Consider the following 23,609-nt stretch of genomic DNA (forward strand, 5'->3'; position numbering starts at 1 on the left):
TTAAATCCGCGTTCCATTATGATTGCATTCATCGAGAATAAATATAAAATCGACCTATCAAAACCCATTGATATTTCCATTCCATTATCAAATACAGACCAAAATCCGATAGCATGGTATATTGAAAAACCAGAAATTGAACCAGTAGTTTTTGGTGATTGGATAGGAAAAGTTTCTGAAGGAAGTTCAACCAATTTTAATAATATTTTCTTCAATCCTCACGGACACGGAACACACACCGAATGTCTAGGACATATTACTCGAGAATTTTATTCGATAAATCAATCTTTAAAACAGTTTTTTTTCACAGCTGAATTGATTTCAATTACTCCAGAAAAGATAAATGGAGATTTAGTGATTACGTTAGAAAACATCTCGACTGCGCTCGATATAACAAACCGCAATAATCCGGAAGCTCTTGTTATCAGAACATTACCAAATTCAGAATCAAAAAAGCATAAAAATTATTCTAAAACCAATCCGCCTTATTTGTCTGAAGAAGCAGCAATTTTTATCCGAGAAATCGGAATTCAACATTTATTAATCGATTTGCCAAGTGTGGATAGAGAAGAAGATGAAGGAAAATTGTTAGCACATAAAGCTTTTTGGAATGTGAAAGATATCAATAATTTAAACGAGGATTCACGATTGAATTGTACCATAACCGAAATGATTTTTGTTGAAAATGAAATTCAAGATGGAAGTTATATACTTAATTTACAAATTGCTTCGTTTGAAAATGATGCAAGTCCGAGTAAACCAATATTATATTCTTTGATATGAAATATAGTAAAACTAAAATAGTGTTTTTCGCTTTTATTGGTGTATTCTTTTTATTGTTGGCATTTCTTTTCATGTTTTATCTTTCAGTAACAGATACTGAAAATGTAAAAATTGAAGGTTATGTTTATGATAAAATGACAAATAAACCAATAGAAAGTGCAAAAATATTAATTGAAAATTATAGATATGAAGATAATAATGGAAATTCTAATTATGATGAATATTTAGGATTAGATAAGATTTCGGTCTGTACCGATAAAAATGGTTTTTATGAAACTAAATTTGATAAAAGTGCTTATGTAGTAATTGAAATACATAAAAATGGATATAAAACAACTATGGAAAATGGAGAATATTCCTCTAAAAATATGGATTTTAAAACTGATTTAGAAAAAAATGATTACAGTATCAACAGATAAATCCAAACTCAATATTCCATTTATTCAAAACTTTTTGAAAGACGTTTATTGGGCTGCAGGTCGAACTATGGAAGAAGTTCAAACCACAATAGATACTTCTTTTTGCTTCGGAATTTATTTAAATAATCACCAAATTGGCTTTTGTAGAGTAATCACTGATTATGTAGTTTTTGCATATGTAATGGATGTTTTTATTGATGAAAAGCATCGTGGAAAAGGTTATTCGTCAATATTAATAAATGCGATGATGACTGAACCCAAATTACAACAAGTCAAAATTTGGCGATTAGCAACATCAGACGCACATTTTCTATACGAGAAATTCGGATTTGAAAATTTGGCGCATCCAGAAAAAATGATGGAGAAAATAGTGATTAGTGAAATAGTAACAAGTAAATAGTGAAAAGTAATTAGTAAATAGTCAAAAGCTAATCACTAATTACTCATCACTAAGCACTGAAAAAAAAAAAATGAATATTCAACAACTCTATGAATTTTGCCTTTCTAAAAAAGGAGTAACCGAACACTTTCCGTTTGATGAAGACACTTTGGTATTTAAAGTTGGCGGAAAAATGTTTTGTCTAACCTCTTTAAAAGAATGGGAAAACGGGACGCCATCCTTAAATTTAAAATGCGATCCAGAAAAAGCATTAGAACTTCGTGCCGAATATGAAGCCATCAATCCTGGTTATCACATGAGTAAAATTCATTGGAATACCATCGATTTTAATAGTGATGTTTCTAATAAAATGATGTGTGAACTAATAAATCATTCTTACGATTTGGTTTTCAAAAGTTTGACCAAAAAAATTCAAGCAGAAGTTCTTCAGGAATAAATTATTGTTGTTCTAATTTTTTGATAGCTGCACGCCATTGGTGTAAACTACTTATCATTAAAAGTAATTTTACGATTGTCCAAAACAAGGTCATAATTGCTAAAATTATTACTGTTGTTGAGAAATAAGAAATCAATCCAAATCCAATAAAAAACAATATCATACAAAAAATAACTACAAAAAGAGAGATTTTTTTATGTGTTAATCCTGCAGTTAAAAGCAAATGATGTAAATGTGATTTGTCTGCTTTGAACGGTGAATTTCCTTGTTTTATTCGCCCAAGATAAACTCTTATTGAATCTAAAACTGGAATTGAAAAGAAGGCAACTAGTATCAAAAAAATATAGGCATAGCCATAATTGTTTGTTGAATGTTGTTTTTCCATAAAATGGATACCAATTGTTACTAGAATAAATCCTAAAAATAAAGAACCTGCATCGCCCATAAAGATTTTCTTTTTAGACAAATTGAATTTTAAAAAGCCAAAAATTGCTCCAATAAAAATGACACAAACTTTTGCTAAAAAATAATCGTTATAAAAAACCGAAGAAACTAAAAACATTGTAAATCCTAAAAGCGACAATCCGCCAACTAAACCATCAACTCCATCCATTAAATTAAATGCGTTTACAACTCCGGTAATAACAATTATGGTTAGAAGATATTGTGCTAAAATTTCAATTTCGTAAACACCTAAAAAACCATAAAAAGTTGTAATTCTTGTGCCAGACAATGCTATTATAAATGCTAAAAGTAACTGGATAATTAGTTTGTATTTTGCACTTAAATCGGTCTTGTCGTCAATAATTCCAATGATAAGCAATACATATCCGGAACTTAAAATTGGCAAATATTCTTTTAAAAATGTTAATTGATTTCCTGAAATAATTAATACAATTAAGACTGATAATGCAATCGAAATTCCGCCAATTAATGGAACAGCGTTTGTGTGAATTTTTCTGTAATTAGGTTTATCAACTAGATTGACTTTTACCGCTATTTTTTTTATGAATGGAATAAAAATTAAAACCAATAATAAGGATAAAATTCCAAGAGTTGAAAATTGTAAAAGTGTTTTCATGACTATCTTTTTTCGTAAAATAAATGGTTGTTTTGTAAATGCGACAAATTATATTCTTTTAGAAATTCAGGATTTAGTTTTTTAATTTCTGGAAAAACACTGCTTTTTTTGTCAATGGCTATGGCTTCTTTTATTAATAAATCATATTGATTTGAAATTTTTTCCCAAGTATATCGTCGCATTGCAATAGATTTCATTTCCTTACGTACCATTTCCATTTCTGTTTTAGAAACATTTTCTAATTTGGCAACAAGTTCTTCGGAATTTGAAAAATAAATAGCCTTATTTTCGGTAGTAGTTTTATTGTAAGACACGTTAAATGCTATGATTGGAAGCTCAAGAAACATTGCCTCAACTAAGGATGGATTTGTTCCGCCAGCAGAGTGACCATGAACATATAAAGTTGCATTTCCTCTAATTAAATCAATTTCTCTTTGATTGTAAATCGGATCATAAATATGAATATTCGCTACTTTACTGTATTTTTCTTTCAGATTTTTACCGTATTCACTATTATTCCAGTTTCCAACTAACACTAAATTTGAATTTGGTAATTGTTCGAAAGCTTCTAAAACTATATGAACATTATTTTCGGGTTCGATACGGCAAACTTTTACAGCATAATCATTTTTCATAAAAGGATATTTTATAAAATCCTCTTGATTTGGAGTTACTTGCAATGTGTGATCTGCACCATATTCTATAACGCGACTCAATGTTTCGTAACGCAAAGCGGTATAATCTTGAATCGATTCGTTGTCTGAAATATCAATATGCGAATGGCGAACAGCAATTTTTTCTGCCCACCATAAATACAATTTTGCAAAAAGTGACCATTTATCTCTTTTCCATTCAATTCCGTCAATAGAAATAATGATTTTTTTATTGGTAAAAAGCTTAACGAAAGGTAAAATCCAAGCTCCAGCAACACCAAGAATTAATAAAACGTCATTTTTTCGTAATGCTTTTAAAATCGAAATGGTATCATAAGGAATGCTTTGAACGCCATTTGCCTCTAGGTTGATGTATTCAAGTTTCGCACCTTTATAAGTGTTGATTTGTTCTTGTTTTGAATATTTCTTTTTAGAACAATAAACCGTAAAATCGTATTTGCTTGAAAGATGTGTTACTAAGTGATCTGCAAGTGTTTCAAATCCGCCATATTTTGCAGGCAAACCAACTGTTCCTATAATTGCTATTCTTTGTTTTCTCATTTTGGTATTTTTATTAATTTGTGACATAAGCTACTATACTAAAATAGAGCCAAAAACATAATGTATTTAAAATCAATTATTTGTGTAGTATTCTGTTTCCAAAATATGGAATAATTATTTTAATTTGAAAGAATTCTTATCGATTCATTCTCGAAATAGTCTTCGCCAAAAAACTGACTTTTCTCGATTGCATTTTTGCTTATAGCATTATACAAAGAAGGATTAGATAATATAGTATTCAGTTTTTCTGAAATTAGGGTGTACTTTTTACTGTCAATTAAGAAACCATTTTTACCTTCGTCAACAAGTTCAACAACGCCACCAATTGGCGGAACAATTGCAGGTAAACCATAAGCCATTCCTTCTAAAACAGTTAATCCAAAGGTTTCAACCCAAAGATTTATATCGGATAAATTAACTAAAACAGAAGCTTCTTTATAAAAGAGATGTGTGTCTTTTTGAGTTGGATAAACCAATAAATTAGTTGGAATGATATCATTTTTGAAATAATTATCAATTTCAGTTTGGCTAGCGTTTACTACAAGTTTGAAAGTAAATTTCGAATTTAATAGTGCCAATTTAAGAAACTCATTTACACCTTTATACGCTTTTAAGGAGCAAATCATCAATACAATTTTTTCTGTTTTTTCTGTTGTAAAACTTAAATTTGCCTGTTCTACAAAACTTTTTTCAAGCACATTGTAAAGTACACTTTTTTTGTTTTTGGTTGGTTCTTTATTGGCTAAAAAATTTGAAACATAAACGACCTCAGTTGCCGACCAACTTACAATTCCAAATAGAAATTTCTTTAGAATTTTAGGTTTCATTGATGTTTCGTGAATGTGATAAATTACTTTACAACCTTTTATTTTTCCAATGATTCCTGCACCAAAAGGCAAAACTGTATTTACATACAAAACATCCGTTTTTTTGAGAAAGAAAAATAATTTGAAAGCCAAAATAATTTGACTGATACTTAAAAAACCCAAGCGAATAAAAGGATTTTTAGCAAATTGATACCAATAAAAATGGTTGCTAACTTTTGGAATATCAGATAAAAAACCGTCTCTTCCGCTACAAGTGAAAAGATGGGTTTCTATATTATTTTTTGTCCAACCTTTCAATAATTGCATCAAAACTTTTGGGCTTCCGCTGTAATCGTTTAATAAATGTACTGCTATAACTCTCATAATTACAATTTCTTATAAATATTTTTTAAATGTTCGCCACGACTATTCCAAGTGAAATTTTCTTCAAACTGTTTTCTCGCTTCAAGACTCATTTTGTATAATAATTCTCTATCAAAATAAAGTTTTTGTAACGCTTTATTCAATTCCGAAATAGTATTGTTATAATCTAATTGAGGAACAGCAAAACCACAATTTGTAGTTACAAATTCGCCCGGACCTTCATTGTTTAAACAAATTACTGGTAAGCCAAACGATAGTGCCTCGGCAACAACCATTCCGGCACCTTCATGCGATGGAAAAAGAAAAACAGCCGCATTTTTATATAATTTCATCAATTCATTTCGGTCAATCCATTCAATGATTTCTACATATTTTTCTGCTTTATTTTCGGCAATTATTTTTTTGTAAAACTCTTTTTCTGGACCAGTTCCAACCAATGTTAAGTGACAGTTTTCTCTTTCTGAAATTCTTATTGAATTGATGAATTTTATAAAAGAATTCAATGTTAAATCAAATCCTTTTAATGGTACAAATCGACCAACGCTTATAATTTTGAAACCGTCTTTTTTTGTTATTTCACCTTCAAAAAAATCTTCGGTTGCAACAGATGGTTGTATAGATAAAGATTTGTTTTTAAGATTTAATACCGATGAAACTCCAGTATTCATACATAAAATATGATTGGCATTTTTCACTGTTTTCTTTAATGAAAATGATAAATTCCAAAATATTTTTTTTACCAGCCAAGTAGCTCTGTCTTTGATTAAATAATTGATTGAGTAGGGTTTTAAATAGTGTTTTGGAATTATGGGATGATGTCCAATTGGTCCCCAAACCATTTGTTTTTCTAGCTTATAAAGAAAGCTCGGTGTCCAATCGTTATGAAAATTTACATTATGTGTGATATCAAAATGTAGATTTTGTTTTTTGATAAATGAAACAATTCCAAGTTGCCACATATAATAATATAGCATGGCACCACGACTTCCTTTTTTCCAAAAGCGCATCCAATAAGGCAAATCAAAATATAAAAAAGTGATGTTTTTATATTTCTCATTTGGATTTTCTGCCATGAATTTTTCAATTGCTTGCTGGTTATTTTCTCTTGTAATTGCAATGACTTTGTTGAATCGTGCAATTTGATTTATAAAATTCCAACCCATTCCATCTTCCGAACCTTTGTATGGATTTACTGCGTAGCAAGTTGCTAAAATAGTTTTGTTACTCATGAGTTCGTGTTTTTAATAATTTGGCTGGAACACTACCAATAATTGAATTTTCAGGAAAAGATTTTGTTACAATGCTACCAGCAGCAATAATACTTCCGTTGCCAATTTCTACTCCGTCAAGAATAGTTACTTTGCTTCCAATCCAACAGTTTTTACCAATTTTTATTCCTTTTCTAGTTACACCTTGATGACGAATTGCTGTTGTAATATCTTGAAAATTATGATTTTCTGGATGACAACTTAAATATTGACCCACGATGCAGTCATCGCCAATTTCTAAACTTCCTGCGCCACCTAAATAGGCAAATTCGCCAATTCCTACATTGTTTCCGATGCTAATTTTATCACCAATTTCGTTTAAAGATGTAGAAACAATAACGCGACTAAAAGCTCCAATAGAAACATTATCGCCAAATTGAATTCCGTTTTTGCTTAATGCTGAAATATAGACATGACTTCCTAGTCGAAGAAATTTTCCGTAGTGAATTTTTGAAATATTGAAAAAAGTAACACCTGTTCCAAGTAACATTCCTTTTGGGTTTTTTAGAAAAAAAAGCACTTTCAATCCACGTATTAGGCTGCCAATTTGTATCCATAAGAATTGAAATAAAGCTCTTGAATTTAATGCTTCATCAAACTTAAAATTTGGGTTGCGAAGTTGTATTATTTTTTGAATTATAGCTTTCATTTTAGGCTTGAATAATTGTTTTAACAATATGATTTAAAGTAACATCCAATTCTTCATTGTTGATGGATTCATAAATTGATACTTTGCTTTTCATTCGTAGGGAATTAAAAAGTGAACTGTAATTGTTAGTCAATTCCTCTATAGTTTCTTTGGTTAATTCTTTTTTTCTATTCAAAATGACATTGGCATCGGCAAAAAGAAAGAAATTGAATTTTGGTTTAAGTAAAAAAAGATAACCCAGCTTAGAGATGCTTTTTGGTAAAACGATGTTGCTTCGTTTGCTATCATTTATAAAATCAAAATAATAACGATCATAAATTACTACATAACCTCTTGAAATGTATTTGAAATAAATTACAAATTGTCCAAATAAATAATCGAAATAATAGTAGGAAAATCGTAACATTGACGAAATAAAACTCGCATTTTTTCCTTGTCTTGGAAGACTTGAAATAGTGTCTTGATGTGCTTTTTCCTTTCCTTTTGTCCAAACACTTAAAATTGGTAAAACCGATGGACGATGACGCAAAATGATTACTGGTTTGCGAAGTTGTTTTTCAATTTTATAAGCAATATTTTCTATAACTGTCGATTTTCCTGCACCATCTACACCGCTAAATGTTATTGTAAAACCATTGTTTTTTTTCAAATTTTTGACTGTATCAACCAAATAATTTATTGTGTTTTTTAAATAGTTTGTGCCTTTGTTTTGCTTGTTTTTTTCTATGAAATTCAATAAAACTTGTCTGTTTTTAGAAGAATCAACAAAATATTCTTTAATGATTAAATCAAATGGTTTTTTTGAGTTTTGTATTGCTTGTTCATATACTAAATATTTAGCTGGAATTTTTGAATTGTTCAAAATATAAAATAGTACTAAATATCGAGCAGTATCAATGTTTGAAGCATTTTTTACACCAAATGAAGAAATGATATTTCTTGAAATTAGCTTTTTTGCATCAAATAGTTCAAGATTTCTGCGTTTTAATTTCCAAATCAAGTCTAGCGATAGCATTTCGCCATCAATTGTAAATACTTGAATGGTATTCATAAATGATCTTTCAACAATAGTGATTTTAGAAACCAAAGTGTGATTTTTTAAATATTGGACTATAGAAAGATTATTTTTTTTATCAATAATTAAATCAATATCCGAATTCAAATCTAATTTTTCTGGAAAACCATTTTGAAATTTCAAAGCGGCATATTCCTGATTTTGAATAGAATCAAATAAATCCATGATGATTAATTGTCTTGGCGAATAACTATGGGTTAAAAAAGTATTTAAAGCTTCATTCCATGTTTTTAGTAACCAATCAATTTGTAAATGCCACTCTTTTTGTTCCGAATATACCTTTAAATAATGCATGCAATTGATAAGTAAATACCATTTTAGATACGAATAAGTAGTTGCCACATTGTCATTGAACAATTCACTTTTACCCAATTTAGTACTATCTTCAATTATTTTTTTCCATGATTTGTGATTTACCAAAACACTATTTTGTATCATAAAATGAAAGAAATCAAATCCTTTTGGTTTGTCACAACTTGCTAATTCAAAATCATAAATAGCTAGCTTATTGTTTTTTTCAAATAAATTCCATTGAGTAAAATCGCCATGCGAAAAGGTTAATTCAATAAATTTATTTTCTGAAATTTCATTTAGTAAACCATTGATTTTTCGTATCATATTTTTAGGAATACGTTGGTCATCAATTTTTATAAAATCATTTTTTAAGTTTTGAAACAGTTGCCAATTACTTATCTTCACAAAGTTTGTTTCAATGTTATTAAGTTCAGAGATTGTATTTATATGTTCATGAGAAAGATTTTTTATTCTTTTTCCATTTGTTGAAATATCAGAAAGCTGTAGTATGTTTTCGTTGTAATTTATAACTACTGGAACTTCAAAAGAAGATGAGACGTTGTTTAATTTCTGTAAAATTTCGAATTCTTTTTTAATCAAATTTCTAGCATTTGGGGTTGTTGCAATTTTGTAGAAACAATTGTTAGCATACAAAATACCTTTATTGTTTGGACCTACAGTTCCTGTAAATAGCGCCCAATTTTCGTTTAAGTCAATTATAGAATTTTCTAATTTTGAAAAAGAATAGCTTCTTTTCTTGAAAACCAATTTTTGTAGCTTAAAAATAAATACTATTTTGATTAGTAGTGAAAAAGCAAAAGCTCTGTTACTTCCTACATTGTAGAATTTTAGAAATAATGGTTTGGAGCATTTAGCATTCCAAATCCATCTTGGTGATCCATCAGGATTGTTTATAGAAAGTAAGTTGACAACATTACTTGCGTTTTTTGTTTCTGTTGAAATTGAATAACCAATTAAATTAAAAATAGTTTCCATTGTAAAATTTTTATTTACAATAGTATTATTATAATCGTGCCAAAAACATAACTAACTGAATAACAATATTTTATAAAAAATTTAATTTATTTTTTTTCCAAAATTTGGAATATTGTTATTTTTTGGAAAACAATTATGCAATTACCTCTGGTCTTCTTTTCTTTAAATGAAGTTTTTGAATAGGAGTAAGGTGAGTTCTGTTTTTAAATGCAATAGAAAAAATTATCAATTGATAGAATAGAATTCCGTAATTGCTTTCGCCAAAAATTCCGAATTCGGTAAACGAATTTATTAAAATTGGGATTAGAATTCCAATAAGCATTAGTCGGGTTTCTTTATCTTCTGTAAAAAATGCTTTGATGGTAAAGAATACTTGAAAAAGAGCAATAGTTAGTCCAATAAAGCCCAAATTCATAAGCACTTGCATAAAAGTATTGTGTGTCATTTTACCCGGATACGTATGTACACTTTGAAAGAATTCTTTGTAATCTATACGCATGTAGCCAAAGCCTAAAAGTGGTTCGCGTGGCAAACCTTCGGTTATTAATGCTTGCCAAAAAGGTAATCTTCCTGTAAGCGTTAGAATTTCTTCCATTCTTTTTTGATCGCCACCTTTTAGTATCATTTCGTTAATTGCAAATGGCATTACCATTAAAACACCACCAATAATAGCTAATTTTAAACCTTGCTTTTTGGTTTGATTGATATGAAAAAAAATAATCAGCAACGCACCAATTAATGAAGATCGTGATCCAGTCATAAACAAAGCATAAAAAATTACAAGGATTTTTATAATCGTCCAAGTTTTGTTTTTGAAACGATAAAGATCAAAGATTAAGCAAGCTACGCCAACGCCAGCTAACATTCCAAGTTCGTTCGGATTCATAATAGTGCCACCAAGTCGGGCTTCTTCTCCACCATTTGTAAGTCGGAAAAAAATATCAGGATTAATCCACATTCCAACTACAAAAACGAGTTGTAAAATGAAAACAGAATTTCCCAATAAATGATACAATCGTATGGAATGTCCTTTATAAAATGTATCTAAAACTTTTAAACTTTTGATAAAAAAATAAGCAAAAACAAAACTTTGAAAGGTCATGAACCATTGCAATGCACTAAATCCTGGATTGGTACTCCACATGAAGGACATGAAACCTAAAAATAAATATCCAATGTAAAACAAAGTTGCAAATGAGTTTTTATATCCCATTGTATTTACAGCTCCATGATTAATTATTTTTTTATAAATAAATATTGAAGAAATCATCACACCCATTCTGCCCACTATTTTGATGCCACGAGTGATGTTTACATTTTCGCTCCATGTAAAAAAACAAGCAATCATCAATAACAGAATGATAAACATATAATTGTTTATTTTCTTTAAAAAATCTTCATTGGTAGTTGTGGCTAAAAATTCCATTATGCTTTGTACAGTTTTGTATTAAAATCTTGAATAACTCTTCTCCAATTAAAATTTTCTTTAACCATTCTAATTGCGTTTCTACGAATTTTAATAAACTCGTTTTGGTTTTGCCAAATGATAGCTAGTTTATTCATCGATTTTTCTAAATGATTACTGTTATGTTCAAATATCATATCTCCAGCTTGAAATTGATAAATTAAATCGCCAATGTTCGTAGCATCAGTAACGATGCATGGTTTTCCATAACTGGCTGCTTCAATTACTGATGTTGGCAATCCTTCATTTCTTGATGGATGAACAAAAATGTCCATTTGTTGAAGCAAATCTTCCTTTTCTTTTCCAAATTTTTCACCAAAAAGGATGATGTTATTTTGTAAATTATTATCAACTATCATTGTGTTGAGCTTTTCTTTCTCTTTGCTATCACCAACAATCCATAGTTTAGAATTCGGATTTTTTAAAGTGTACTTTTTGAAAGCTTTAATAAGCGTATCCAATCCTTTGGTATAAATATCCAATCGTCCGATGAAACCAAAAACAATGTCTTTATTTTTTGAATCAGACATAGAAATTGTATTTTCATTTTCAAACCCATAAGGAACTAAAATTGTTTTTTTGTTTTTGTACAAGCATTTTAATCCTACAGTTTCACTTTTTCCAATGCAATGAATTTTAGTAGAATTTTTTAAAAGATGTAATTCAAATAAATTGAAATACATTCTTTTAATCCAAAAACTTCTGTCCATAGCGATGGAATTATAAGCGCCATGTGGAGTAAAAACAAAATCAATATTATTTTGTTTCATTACTTTTCCAATGCCAGAAAAAACAGGTATCCAACCACCATGAATATGGAAAACAGCTTTTCCCTTTTTTTCTAAAATTGCTTTTTTCATACCTGATGGAATGGCAAAAGGGTTCAATCCTCTTAGAAATAAACGTGTTTCAAAATTACGCTCGCCATAATTCTTTTTTAAATCTTTTGTGATTCCCCAAACAGCTACTTTTTTTCCAAATTCGGCTTGTTTTGTAGCCAAATTATAAACTACTTTGTTTACGCCATTCATCCTGTTTGGATTGGCTTTTCCTAAAACGATATGAATTATTTCCATAGGTAAAAATTGTTTTTAGTAAGACGATTTTGCCAATACAAAATCATTATAATTTGATTGCAAATTAATCCAGAAACTGCTCCATAAAGTCCAGAGTAGTTTAGTAAAAAATGAAAAGTTAAAATTGAAAACACAAATGATAGTAAGTAACCAACAAAGAAAATTTTGTTCAAAACCAATATTCTAACAGCAATTCTAATGGGATAACTCAAGAAAATAAAGAAATATAAAACGGCAACAATTTTTACAACATATCCATATTCTTGGTATTTTGTTCCACCAGTTAATACTATGATTTCTGTTGAAAAAAGAAATAATATTGAAAGCAAAACACCAAATAAAATAGCGCCATAAGTTGTAATTGTGAGCAAATATTTTTTGGCTTTGGCTATATTTTCATTGTACAAAAAGGCAACTTTTGGTAAGAAATAATTTTCTACTGATTGTAATATGATGTTTATAATTCCGAAGAATGATTGCACTAATCGTAATGCGCCTAATGCTTCAATTCCAAGATATATTCCTGAAATTAATACGAAGAAATTGCTCGAACTCCATTGTAAAACGGCTACGCTAAACAACCATTTTCCTTGAAAAATATGATCGTTTAAAAAAGTTTTCCAAGATATTGGATGTTCATAGTTTTTGAAAATAAATACTAACCCTGGAATGGCAGAAACAAAATTTGCCAAACCAATAATGTAAAGTGTGATTGTTAAATTAATATGGTTATTAAAAGAGTAAAACCCAATGATTATAAGTAGTAGGAAAAGAAAATCAATAACTAAAACCAAAAGAATCGAAGCTAATGATAAAAAGAATTTTCTGAAAAAATCTTGAAAAATATAGCCACTGATAAAGCAGATAATTGCATTGGAATGAGAACTAAAAATTGCTTCGATGGAAAAAGAAATGGCTAGCAGCTTTACTATGAACATGAAAAAAAGAAGTAAAGCCACTAGCCCAAGGAATAAAGACACATAATATTCCTTTTTCTTTGTAATTTTTGAAATAGAAACTTGAAAAGGTTGAATTAACAATGCATTTATAATGCTCATTATTAAATATGTAACAAGTAGTATTATTGAAAAAACGCCAAAGTTTTTCACATCTAGTTTTTGAGCTAAAAACAAGGTCAATATAAAGTTAGTTCCGCTAAAAATGGCTTGGTCAAATAAAACCAAAACTGATTGCGAGAAAACTATTTTTTTGATGCGATTCATTTTTTAGTAACTTGTTTTGTAAAGTATTTTTTCCAAAGTTTTTTTATTTCAACCAATACATTTGGATTGTAACCCGCTTTGTTTAGCACAAACCAAGTATTTGGCAATTGGTATTCATCTTTCAACAATTCAATTTTTATAATGTTTTTTTCAGCAGTTTTTCTACTATCAAGTACAATTAAATTTTGTGTTGCCAAATTCATAAAAAGTAATCCCAATTGATCTTCTTTAATGCTTTGATTGTGAATTAAACACAAATCATACGATTCGATTTTTGTTTGAATTTCGTTTAAGAAACTAGTTTTGGTATAACTTAAAAATTTGTTATCGGCATAACTTACATAATCATTTTTTGGAATTAAATTTTCCAATTCACCAGTTGCATCGATAGCTAAAACTTTTCTACCTTGCGTTATAAAAGCGTTAATTAAGTTTTTAGAATGAAAAAGATGATGGTTTGATTTATCGTATGAACTCACCACAATTATGCTTTGTTTTTGCAACAAGCCTTTAAGTTCCATTTGAATTGCTTCCTTCAGGAAATTGTTTTTTATATTTTCATTTTTCTTTATAAATGGTGTTGAAAAGGCTATTGGAATGGTACTGTTTTTTTCAATTGTAAAAGCGTCATTCACTTTTGCTTTAGCATAATGAACAATATAAATTAGTGTAATTGAACCCAATAATCCCAAGAAAGCTGCAACAACAATTATAATTCCTCTTATTGGAGAAACTGGCGATTTAGAAACTTCTGCTGGAGAAATGATTTTGTGAAAAGCAATTTTTGCCGATTTTGCTATTTCGGCTTCGATTCGTTTTTCATTCAGGAAATTATAATTTTTCTCGTATAAACTGAAATCTCTATTCAAAATATTCAATATTTTTTCTTTTTCAGGCAAACCAATAAATACTTTCTCCGATTCTTCAATATCGTTAGAAAGCTCGTTGTATTTAATTAGTAAATTTCTTTCGGTATTTTTTACACTTTCAATTTGATAATCGATTAAGTCTTTTAACTTGGCATCAATTATTTTAACTTTTTCGTTTTCTGGCGTATAGGTTAATAATAAATCTTTTTTGTCTGCTTGTAATTTCTTCATGTTTTTTACCATTTCTGTTGAAAGTAAATCGGTAAAAGCTTCAAAATTTGGTGCCAAACTCATATAATCGTCTTTGCCAGAAGCAATATATTTATTCAAATCTTTTATAGCATCAAGATTCATTTTGATGTTTGTTTGTTGAATTTTCAATTGGGATATCTTACGCAAGTCGATTTCTGTTTCTTGACGAACATTGATAATATTTCTTTTGTCTCGATAAGATTGAATATTTTCTTCTGATTCTGAAAGTTTTTTATTGGCACAATCAATTTCATTATTTAAAAAGGAAACCGTTGTGTTTGCTGCTCTATATTTATTTTCGATATAATCTTTGATGTACATTTCTGCCAATTTATTTACAAACAAAGCTGCTTTTTCCGGCACATTACTTTTCAGATTAATTCTTATAACAGGCACATCTTTATCAACAGGAACGATATCTAAATTTTTATTGATTTTAGTCAATAATTTTTGTTTGCTTAAAAATTCAAATTCATAATTGTCGATTATTTTTAGGTCTTTTTTAGAATTAATGAAATCTTCATTTAAGGAAATTAATAGTTTTCCGTTTTCAATTTTTAATGGTTTTCCAAATGTTCCTTTAATTTTAGTTTTAGAATCAGGATATGAAAAGTAATAATCATTTTTAGAACTAATTTGCAATGAATATCTTTTATCTAACGCTTTTTCAGAATCAAAAGTTCCTTCAATGTGAACAGGAGAATTATTGAATAATTCAACCGAAAGCATGTCGCCTTTTCTGAAAATTTCCAATTCAAACGGCAATTCTGAAATTGCTTTTTCAATAAGCATTGATGATTTTAAAACTTCAATTTCAGTTGATATTTTATTAGCCGAGGCAAAAACATCTAAATCCTTGAAAAGATTCGCTCCAGGAATACCTTCATGAACGTCAGCTAATTTTAGCATCGTTGTACTTTCATACATTGGTGTTACGTAATTTAGATATTTTTTTGCAGACAAAATCGAAAGCAATACCACAAGAATTATGATTGGAAATCCTCTGAAAAACGGTTTAAGTAATCTAATATTTTCGTTCATTTTTCTATTTGTTAGAATAATCCCATTATAATTGCTGCGGCACTTACCGTTGTTGTAAACGGAATAATTGTAGAGATACGCTTATCAAATTCTTTGTTCTTTTTAGATGGAACAATCACAATATCACCAGGATGGAGTTGGATATTTTGGTTTAGAATGTCTTTTGCGTTTGTTAAGTCAATATTGGTAACTTTTACATCGTTTCCTTCTTGACGAAGAATTTTTATTGATTTTAGATTGGCATAGAAATCGAAACCACCAGTTTTACTTATCATTTCAAGTAAATTGTTATGGTCTTTATCGACTTGAATGGTGCTGGGATTTCTAACTTCGCCAAGAATAGTTATTTCTTTGTTGAGTACTTTTACATCCACAACAGGATTAACCAAATATTGTTTTAATTCGTTTTTGATTTCTGCTTTTAATTCAGGAATGGTTTTGTTCAGCACATTTTTTGTTCCAATTTTTGGTACTTCAATGTTTCCGTTGGCATCAACTAAAAGCCATTTTCCATAAACTTCATTCGAATTATAAATTCCATATACCGAACCGACGCTTAGGTTATCTTCACCCCAAACGGAAATTGAAATTTTGTCGTCTTTTCTTATTTTGTATTGATAATTTTCATCATATACAAAATTGGTTTTATCGTTTGTTTCGTTTTTTGAAACTAATAAGTTTTGAGTTTTACATGATGTAAAAAGCAAAACAAATAATGATAGTTTTATAAGTGTTTTCATGTTCTTTATTAACTATTGGTATTTATTTTAATGTGTGTCTTGTGTCTTTTTTAAATTAAAGTGAGTAGCCTTTGAATTAAATTTGGATTTGCTTTTTTTAATTGTTCCCTTACTTTAATGATGTTATTAATAGTTTGTGTCAACTTATAGCAAGCATTAGAATCTTTAATTATGTAGTCAAAAGCTCCATATTTCAAAGCATCAACGGCAGTTTTAATGTTTTCTTGTCCAGAAATCATTACAACATAAATATTGGGATTGTAGCGTTTTATCTTTTTAAGAACTTCAAAACCTGATATGTCATCCATGTTATGGTCTAAAAAGATAATGTCTGGATTTAGATTTAAATTATTTATACAATCATTTCCATTACTAAAGTACGTAATGTCATTGTATTCGGCATTTTTTAGATGTTGATCGTATAGGTTTGCACAAAATACATCATCATCGACAATAAAAAATTTGAATTGATTTTGGTTTTTCATTTTATTTGAATTTTAATTTTCAAATAGTGTTTAGCCAAAGTCAAGCCAAAAATTTAAATAATTTAAAATGAGATAATTACATTTATTGCGTGGTTTGTATTTTTCCAAATTTTGGAAAAAAGTTCCATTTTAGTTAGTTATTTCGTAGTCTTTTAACTGATCGACAACTTGTTTTAGAACTTCTTTTATATATAAAAATATAGCTTCAATTTGAGTTTTATCATCAGATTCTTTAGCTATTTTTTCAAGAATTTTCACATCGTCAATTATTGATGTAACTCCAATTCCCTCAATGCTAGGTTTTATTTTATGAATTAATTGACTTACTTCAATAAAATTATTGTTCGCAATAGCAACTTCTATTTTATCAATTGTGATGTTGGTTTGGTCTATAAAAATGGTGACCATTTTATCAACAAACTCTTTGTTTCCTCTGCTTAAATTATTTAAAGAGTTGAGGTTATATAGTTTTTGAATTTTTTGATTTTTTTCAACTTTTGGAAGTACATTTCCTTTGCGAATGGTATGTTTTGCAATAGTTTCAATCAAATTTATTTCGTCAAATGGTTTAGTAATATAATCATTCATTCCTGCTTTTTTGCATTTTTCAATTTCTGATTTAAAGGCATTAGCAGTTAATGCAACAATAGGTGTTGCAAGTTTGAATTCGCTTCGGATGATTTTTGTGGCTTCAATTCCATCCATTTCTGGCATTTGAATATCCATAAGAATAATGTCGAAATTCTCTTTTTTTAATATTTCTAGAGCTTCCATTCCGTTTTCAGCCTCGGTTACTTTGCAATTATAATATTGTAATGAATTTTGTGCAACCATTCTGTTCATGTCATTATCTTCAACTAACAAAATTGAAATGTTTTCTAATGAAGTTGTGGTAGCTTCTTGATGAGAGTTTTTGAGGTTAGATATATCACCTTTTTTAAAATGAAGAAAAATATGAATTGTTGTGCCAACATTTTTCTCACTTTCTATTTCAATTTTTCCTTTCATTAGATGCACCAATTCATTTGTAATTGCCATGCCAAGACCAGTTCCACCATACTTTCTGGTTACTTCTATATCTTCTTGAGAGAATTTTCTAAAAATAGAATTTAGAAATTCTTTATCCATTCCTATTCCTGTATCTGAAATTGAGATAGAAATATCTTGTGAGTTGGGATAATCATTTATCAATTTACAGTTGATATTTATTTCGCCTTTTTGAGTGAATTTTATTGAATTACCAACAAGATTAAATAGAATTTGCTCAATTCTCAATGCATCACCTTTTAAGACTTTTGCAATTGAAGGACTATTTTTAGAATATAAGTTTATTTGTTTCTGCGTTGCTTTTGGGTGTAAGACAGTTATTACATTATTAATGCTGTTTTCTAAAATAAATTCTTCGCTTTCAAGTGACATTTCGCCAGCTTCTATTTTAGAAATATCTAAAATGTTGTTGATAATTGCCAATAAATGTTTCGAAGCAATGGAACTGTTTTCGATATATTTTTTTTGTAAATCGGTTAATTCTTGTTTACTCAATTCTCTTAAAAATCCGATTATTGCATTTAATGGTGTTCTTATTTCATGGCTCATATTAGCCAAGAAAGCTTCTTTTGCATTTGATGCTTCTAGTGCTTTTAATTTTTCGTTTTCTAATTCAATTTCAAGCTTTTTTTGTTCAGTAATATCGAGGTGAATCCCAATAGTACCTATTAAATTTCCTTTGTCATCATAATTTGGTGCACCACTAATTGCCCACCATCTTAGTTCTCCTCTTTTGTTTTTAATTGGAATCTGATAAATATCTGATTTTCCTTCTGCTCTTAATTGCTTTTTTTGTTCAATTTTTTCAACATTTTCACCAAAAACAAATAGTTTAGATGGGTTTTTTCCAATAAGTTCATCCAATTCATAGCCGGAAATTTTACAAAAACTTTGGTTTGCAAAAAGAATAGTTTCATCGTTATTCACTTCTATCATTCCAAGGTTCATATTTGCAATGATGTTTCTGTATTTTTCCTCTTGAAATTTAAGTTTGTTTTCTGATTTTTTTCGTTCAGATATATCCTGAATAAAAGAGCAAAAGAACAATTCATTATTTTGTTTAATAGGAATGATTGCAATTTCAACAGGAAATTCTGTTCCGTCTTTTTTTAATGCTGGTAATTCTAATTGTTTATTTAAAGCTGGACCTTCGCCAGTTTTCATGTAATGCGACATTCCGTTTACATGGGCTTTTTTGTGCTGATTTGGAATAATTGTTTCTTGAAGAGTTTTACCTAGAACTTCTTCTTTTGTCCATCCAAATATAGTTTCAGCTTGTTTATTCCAAAAAATTATTTTTCCATGTGTATCAATATTAATTATTGCATTAAGAGCAGAATTCATGATTAAGCGATTTCGCTCTTCACTTTGTTCTAATAATAATTTTGATTCAATTCTTGAAGTTATATCTGTATATTTCCACAAATGGCCTTTGTATTCGTTTTTAATATAGATAGGAATATAATCTCGTTCTAAGAATTTTCCATTTTTCATTTCAAGTAGTTCATCAACAACAACTTCTCGATTGTTAAGGATTTTAGTTATTCTTGGACTAAATTTATCTGAATCTACAAAGAGATGTTTAGATTGCTCTGCAGAATCTGTGCAATCCATTCCAATCATACTATCTGGAGCAGCAGGAATCGAAAATAAATCGCAAAAAAGTTGATTAGTAAATAAAATGTTTCTGTTTTCATCTTCCACTAAAATTCCAGATTGAAGATTAGCTAAAAGAGTTTTTAAAAGTTCAACCGTTGTAACAAGATTTTTTTCTGTTTCTCTTCTTTTTTCAATTTGTCGATTTAAATATTTTGAAATAAAAAGTAAATCATCGGCATTATCTTTATTTTGAATATCTTCAAAATCATCTTCCATCGCTTCTAGACCATCATATAAATTAGCGATTGACTGTTTTTTTAATTCATATTCTTCTTTTAAACTTTGATTGATGGAATGGTACTCTTTTTCACTTTCTTGAAAGGCATGATTGACAATTTCTTTATCACGTTCAAAAGAAATATATGAGTCATTTATTGCTTGAATAAAGTTACTAAAAACAGGATTTTCAAGATATTCAGGCGTTAAGTATTTTTTAATTTGTTTTTGTAATAATCGATGTTGTTCCATAAATTAGTTTAATTCATCAATACAGGTTATGGTCATGGTTTGATTATGCAATTCGCAATTTGTAAAAGGTTTTAATGGTGAAATTTCTCCATAAGAATAAAATCCTGTGAGCGCAGTGTCATTTCCAAAAATTTCAGAAATGGCTTCAACTTCTTCATCTATTCTATTGTTAAGTATTATTTTTCTACCCACACAACTAATTAAAAATGCTAATTTTGGATTTATTTCATTTATTTTCAAACAATTTGTAGCAGCTTCACTTGCAGCATCAATTAATCGGTCGAAATTAGCTTTCATAAATCGCACTTTGCTTCCAATAGGAATATCTCCAGCAAAAGTCATCGATTGATTTTTTTCATCAATAGACAAAATAGTTCTAACAATAGGCTCTTGTTCATCAGAAGGTATCAATGAAAGCGGAAATAACAATGCAGAACCAGGTAATTCATCTGCATATTTTCCAAGATATGTTTTGTATAAATCTAATGCATTTTTGTGATCAATTTCAAAGAGAATATTGCTGTTTACCTTAGTTACTTCTCTTTCTAGTCCAAAACTTTCCCAACCTCCAAGTGAACCATGCGATAGTTTTAATTTTTCTCCATAAAAGCCAATTGCAATAATATTTCCAGATTGAGGTATACTGTTTAAACCAACAAATGTTTGTTCAAATTTAGTGCCGTCTCCAGCTAAACCTCCAGAAATTAATACGCCTTCAGTATTATTTGCATTCAATCCTTTTACTAATTCACTTCCATTAACTTTTCCACCGTCAGATAAAACAAAAATTAGTTTTAAATCTTCTTTTGATAATTGTTCAACAAGTTTTTTTCCAGCTTCTAAACTAGAAGAAACATTATTAATATTTATGACAGAAGTTTTTATGTAAGATGAAGCAAAAGCTAAAGCTACGATTGAAATGGAATCTTCATATACTCCAACATCAAAAATTTCACCAGCTGTAGAACACAAACAAATAGTTGCATTAGGAAATTTAGATTGAATATTAGAGTATGAACTTTTTGAAGTTAAAATAGTTCCTGAACCAAATCCAATTATAAGTTGTACCTCTTCTTCTGAAAGATTTTCTTTATTGATTTCTTTCGTAAAAGAGCCATTTTGATAGAGCAGAGTAGCAACTTTCATAGTAGATTACTTATTTTGAGCATTCAACAAATTGTAAATAGTAGATTTTCCGATGTCTAATTTTTGAGCTGTTTTTATAACATCATTATTGTTTTTTTTGAGATAATGCAAAATAATATCTGACGTATATTCTTTTAATGTTTTTTCTTCCGAAAGGAAAAAGTTGGTGTCATTAATACTGCTAAAAGTTAAATCTTCAGTTTGAATTTCTTTTCCGTCGCTCATAACACAGGCTAAATCAACAACCGATTTCAATTCGCGAATGTTACCAGGAAATGGATATTTGGATAGTTTATCTTTAGCTTCTTTAGATAACGAAATGGATTTCATTTTGTTTTCTTTAGTGAACAAATCGATAAAGTACTTGGCTAATAAAAGTTTATCATTTCCTCTGTCTCTTAATGGTGGAAGTTCAATTGGTAAACCAATGATTCTATAGTATAAATCTTCCCTAAAATTACCTTTTTTTACTTCTTGCGCCAAGTCTTTGTGGGTGGCAATTATCAATCGTGCGTTGAATTTTATTTTTTCTTTTCCACCAAGTCTAATTACTTCTCTTTCTTGTAAAACACGCAACAATTTACTTTGTAAGTTCAAGTCTAGTTCTGCAATTTCATCAAGAAAAATTGTTCCGCCATCAGCTTGTTCAAATTTTCCAATAGCTCTATTTTCGGCACCAGTAAAAGCTCCTTTTTCGTGACCAAAAAACTCACTTTCTATTAATTCTTTTGGAATTGCAGCCATATTTACTGCAATAAATGGTTTATTTTTTTTATCAGAATTGTAATGAATAGCTTTAGCAACCACTTCTTTTCCTGTTCCGGTTTCGCCTGTAATGGAAACATTTATATTAGTGTTTAGAGCTTTGTTTATTTTATTGAAAACACTTTTTATAGCATCACTTTGTCCGATTATGCTTTTCTCGAAACTAAACTTTTGTTCAAGTTGTTCTTTGAGTTCTTCAACCTCATGAACTAGATTGATGTTTTCTCTAATTTTTATAATTGAGTTCCAAAGAATGTCTTTAGTGTGATTGTTTTTTACAATATAATCTTTGACTCCAGATTTTAAAAAATCTACGGCAATTTCAATGTTGTCTTGACCACTAATAATAATAATTGGTATGGAGTTGTTGATTTCTTGGATTTTTTTCAAGAGTTTGTCACCAGAAATATCAGGCAAGCCAAAGTCCAAGCAGATGATATCTGGTTTCTTATAAAGATTTTCAATGCATTCTTTTCCGGTTTGAAAAAGATGAATATCATAATCGGGATTTAATCGCAAATGATATCTTAGTGTTTCACCAAAAAAAGGATCATCTTCAATTAAAAAAATCTTTAATGAATTCATAAATTGAGATTTAGGGTGTACTAATATAGCACTTTTTTTTTACAAACACCTTTTTTTCCAAAAAATGGAAATAATATTTTTTTCCAACAGAAATTGTCTAAATACAAAATTAGGCATTACTTTTGATGCTTCTTTTAAACACTTAAACCGATAAACTTATAAACTTTTAATATGATTGATAATTTAAAGAAAATATTAAACGAAGACCAAGATCCAAAAGCGATTGAGAAAATTACGTCTAAATTGAGTAATTTATTAATGTCTAATGAAGAAGTGGGTTATATTGCTGTGCAAAAAAAACCTGCAGTTACCATTTTGCCCGATAGTATTGTCGTTACCAATAAAAGAATAATTCTTTGTAAGCCAAAAAACCTTGGTTTATCGATGGAATTTGTAGATTATGATTGGGATGATATTGCTGGAAGTTTTGTTAAAGAAGGAATTCTAGGTGCAGATTTTACTTTCAATACCAAATCTGATTTAACGCATACGGTTGATTATTTACCAAAAAATCAAGCTAGAAAATTATATACTTACGCCAAAGAGCAATTGGATTTATTGAAAAACCCAGTTTCAGCTCCAACTGCTAGTTCAGTAGTTGAAGAAATTGCTCCTGTTTATGATGAAGTGGTTGAAGAAGTAGAAGAAGTTGCAACAGAGGAAGTAACTAATTTTGCCGAAATTATTCCAGTAGAACAATCAGGTTATAGAGATGAAAAACAATTTCCTGATGAAAAATTAAATGCCGAAAGTGGTTTGGCAAGTTTAACGCAAGATCAATTATTTGAAAAACTTCAGAATTATAAAAAATTGTTAGACAATGGTTTAATTCTGCAAGGCGAATATGATAAATTGAAAACTGAAATTTTAAGTTATTTGTAGTTGCCACAAAGACACTAAGTCGCAAAGTTTTATAATAAATTAAAACCCGATAAAGTTAATTTATCGGGTTTTTTATTTGAAAAAGTAAAATACTTTATACT

20 protein-coding genes are annotated in these 23,609 nt (G+C 29.0%); 5 read left to right on the top strand and 15 right to left on the bottom strand.

Translation table 11 applies throughout. From position 1 onward, the window contains the following. The first annotated feature begins 18 nt into the window (after window positions 1–18). From Q0049_RS08585 to Q0049_RS08600, 4 genes are all read left to right on the top strand, one after another. Window positions 19–783 (top strand): cyclase family protein, encoded by a 765-nt coding sequence (locus Q0049_RS08585; protein WP_298118705.1) that lies wholly within the window; start codon window positions 19–21, stop codon window positions 781–783. Then, window positions 780–1,202 (top strand): hypothetical protein, encoded by a 423-nt coding sequence (locus Q0049_RS08590; protein WP_298118707.1) that lies wholly within the window; start codon window positions 780–782, stop codon window positions 1,200–1,202. Before Q0049_RS08585 ends, Q0049_RS08590 begins: the two co-directional genes overlap by 4 nt. Next, window positions 1,180–1,602, top strand: coding sequence for a GNAT family N-acetyltransferase (locus Q0049_RS08595; protein WP_298118709.1), 423 nt, complete (start codon window positions 1,180–1,182; stop codon window positions 1,600–1,602). The genes Q0049_RS08590 and Q0049_RS08595 overlap by 23 nt, the downstream gene beginning before the upstream one ends. A gap of 70 nt (window positions 1,603–1,672) precedes the next feature. After that, the gene (locus tag Q0049_RS08600) at window positions 1,673–2,038 is read left to right on the top strand and encodes an MmcQ/YjbR family DNA-binding protein (RefSeq protein ID WP_298118712.1); all 366 of its coding nucleotides are present in this window, start codon (window positions 1,673–1,675) and stop codon (window positions 2,036–2,038) included. Window position 2,039: 1 nt separating this feature from the next. Here the strand turns inward: Q0049_RS08600 and Q0049_RS08605 are convergent, their stop codons facing one another. From Q0049_RS08605 to Q0049_RS08675, 15 genes are all read right to left on the bottom strand, one after another. Continuing rightward, window positions 2,040–3,119: a glycosyltransferase family 4 protein gene (locus Q0049_RS08605; RefSeq protein ID WP_298118715.1), complete on the bottom strand. Its 1,080-nt coding sequence runs from the start codon at window positions 3,117–3,119 to the stop codon at window positions 2,040–2,042. A gap of 2 nt (window positions 3,120–3,121) precedes the next feature. Next, window positions 3,122–4,333, bottom strand: coding sequence for a DUF1972 domain-containing protein (locus Q0049_RS08610; protein WP_298118719.1), 1,212 nt, complete (start codon window positions 4,331–4,333; stop codon window positions 3,122–3,124). A 119-nt stretch (window positions 4,334–4,452) separates the two neighbouring features. Next, complete coding sequence (locus Q0049_RS08615) at window positions 4,453–5,523, bottom strand: glycosyltransferase family 4 protein (protein WP_298118722.1); 1,071 nt, start codon at window positions 5,521–5,523, stop codon at window positions 4,453–4,455. 2 nt (window positions 5,524–5,525) lie between these two features. Further along, window positions 5,526–6,752 (bottom strand): glycosyltransferase family 4 protein, encoded by a 1,227-nt coding sequence (locus Q0049_RS08620; RefSeq protein ID WP_298118725.1) that lies wholly within the window; start codon window positions 6,750–6,752, stop codon window positions 5,526–5,528. Beyond that, a complete protein-coding gene (locus Q0049_RS08625; RefSeq protein ID WP_298118728.1) occupies window positions 6,745–7,440 on the bottom strand; it encodes a DapH/DapD/GlmU-related protein in 696 nt (231 codons plus the stop codon). Before Q0049_RS08625 ends, Q0049_RS08620 begins: the two co-directional genes overlap by 8 nt. 1 nt (window position 7,441) lies before the next feature. Next, window positions 7,442–9,805 carry a hypothetical protein gene (locus tag Q0049_RS08630; RefSeq protein ID WP_298118731.1) on the bottom strand — a complete coding sequence of 788 codons (2,364 nt, stop codon included), beginning with the start codon at window positions 9,803–9,805 and terminating at the stop codon, window positions 7,442–7,444. A gap of 133 nt (window positions 9,806–9,938) precedes the next feature. Continuing rightward, complete coding sequence (locus Q0049_RS08635; protein ID WP_298118734.1) at window positions 9,939–11,231, bottom strand: O-antigen ligase; 1,293 nt, start codon at window positions 11,229–11,231, stop codon at window positions 9,939–9,941. After that, entirely contained in the window at window positions 11,231–12,346 is a 1,116-nt protein-coding gene (locus Q0049_RS08640) for a glycosyltransferase (RefSeq protein WP_298118738.1), read from the bottom strand. The genes Q0049_RS08635 and Q0049_RS08640 overlap by 1 nt, the downstream gene beginning before the upstream one ends. Beyond that, window positions 12,337–13,569 carry a hypothetical protein gene (locus Q0049_RS08645; RefSeq protein WP_298118741.1) on the bottom strand — a complete coding sequence of 411 codons (1,233 nt, stop codon included), beginning with the start codon at window positions 13,567–13,569 and terminating at the stop codon, window positions 12,337–12,339. The genes Q0049_RS08640 and Q0049_RS08645 overlap by 10 nt, the downstream gene beginning before the upstream one ends. Continuing rightward, entirely contained in the window at window positions 13,566–15,731 is a 2,166-nt protein-coding gene (locus Q0049_RS08650) for a Wzz/FepE/Etk N-terminal domain-containing protein (protein WP_298118743.1), read from the bottom strand. Before Q0049_RS08650 ends, Q0049_RS08645 begins: the two co-directional genes overlap by 4 nt. 11 nt (window positions 15,732–15,742) lie before the next feature. Next, window positions 15,743–16,471, bottom strand: a complete 729-nt coding sequence (locus Q0049_RS08655; protein ID WP_298118746.1) for a polysaccharide biosynthesis/export family protein — start codon at window positions 16,469–16,471, stop codon at window positions 15,743–15,745. Window positions 16,472–16,521: 50 nt separating this feature from the next. After that, window positions 16,522–16,956, bottom strand: a complete 435-nt coding sequence (locus tag Q0049_RS08660; RefSeq protein WP_298118748.1) for a response regulator — start codon at window positions 16,954–16,956, stop codon at window positions 16,522–16,524. A 129-nt stretch (window positions 16,957–17,085) separates the two neighbouring features. Then, the gene (locus Q0049_RS08665; RefSeq protein WP_298118751.1) at window positions 17,086–20,130 is read right to left on the bottom strand and encodes a PAS domain S-box protein; all 3,045 of its coding nucleotides are present in this window, start codon (window positions 20,128–20,130) and stop codon (window positions 17,086–17,088) included. Between the two features lie 3 nt (window positions 20,131–20,133). Beyond that, window positions 20,134–21,276, bottom strand: a complete 1,143-nt coding sequence (locus tag Q0049_RS08670; protein WP_298118754.1) for an FIST N-terminal domain-containing protein — start codon at window positions 21,274–21,276, stop codon at window positions 20,134–20,136. 6 nt (window positions 21,277–21,282) lie between these two features. Continuing rightward, a complete protein-coding gene (locus Q0049_RS08675; protein ID WP_298118757.1) occupies window positions 21,283–22,626 on the bottom strand; it encodes a sigma-54 dependent transcriptional regulator in 1,344 nt (447 codons plus the stop codon). Window positions 22,627–22,797: 171 nt separating this feature from the next. Between Q0049_RS08675 and Q0049_RS08680 the strand changes: the two genes are divergently transcribed. Beyond that, the gene (locus Q0049_RS08680) at window positions 22,798–23,508 is read left to right on the top strand and encodes a PH domain-containing protein (protein ID WP_298118760.1); all 711 of its coding nucleotides are present in this window, start codon (window positions 22,798–22,800) and stop codon (window positions 23,506–23,508) included. Window positions 23,509–23,609 lie beyond the last annotated feature (101 nt).

This window comes from Flavobacterium sp. (assembly GCF_027484205.1).
Lineage (GTDB): Bacteria > Bacteroidota > Bacteroidia > Flavobacteriales > Flavobacteriaceae > Flavobacterium.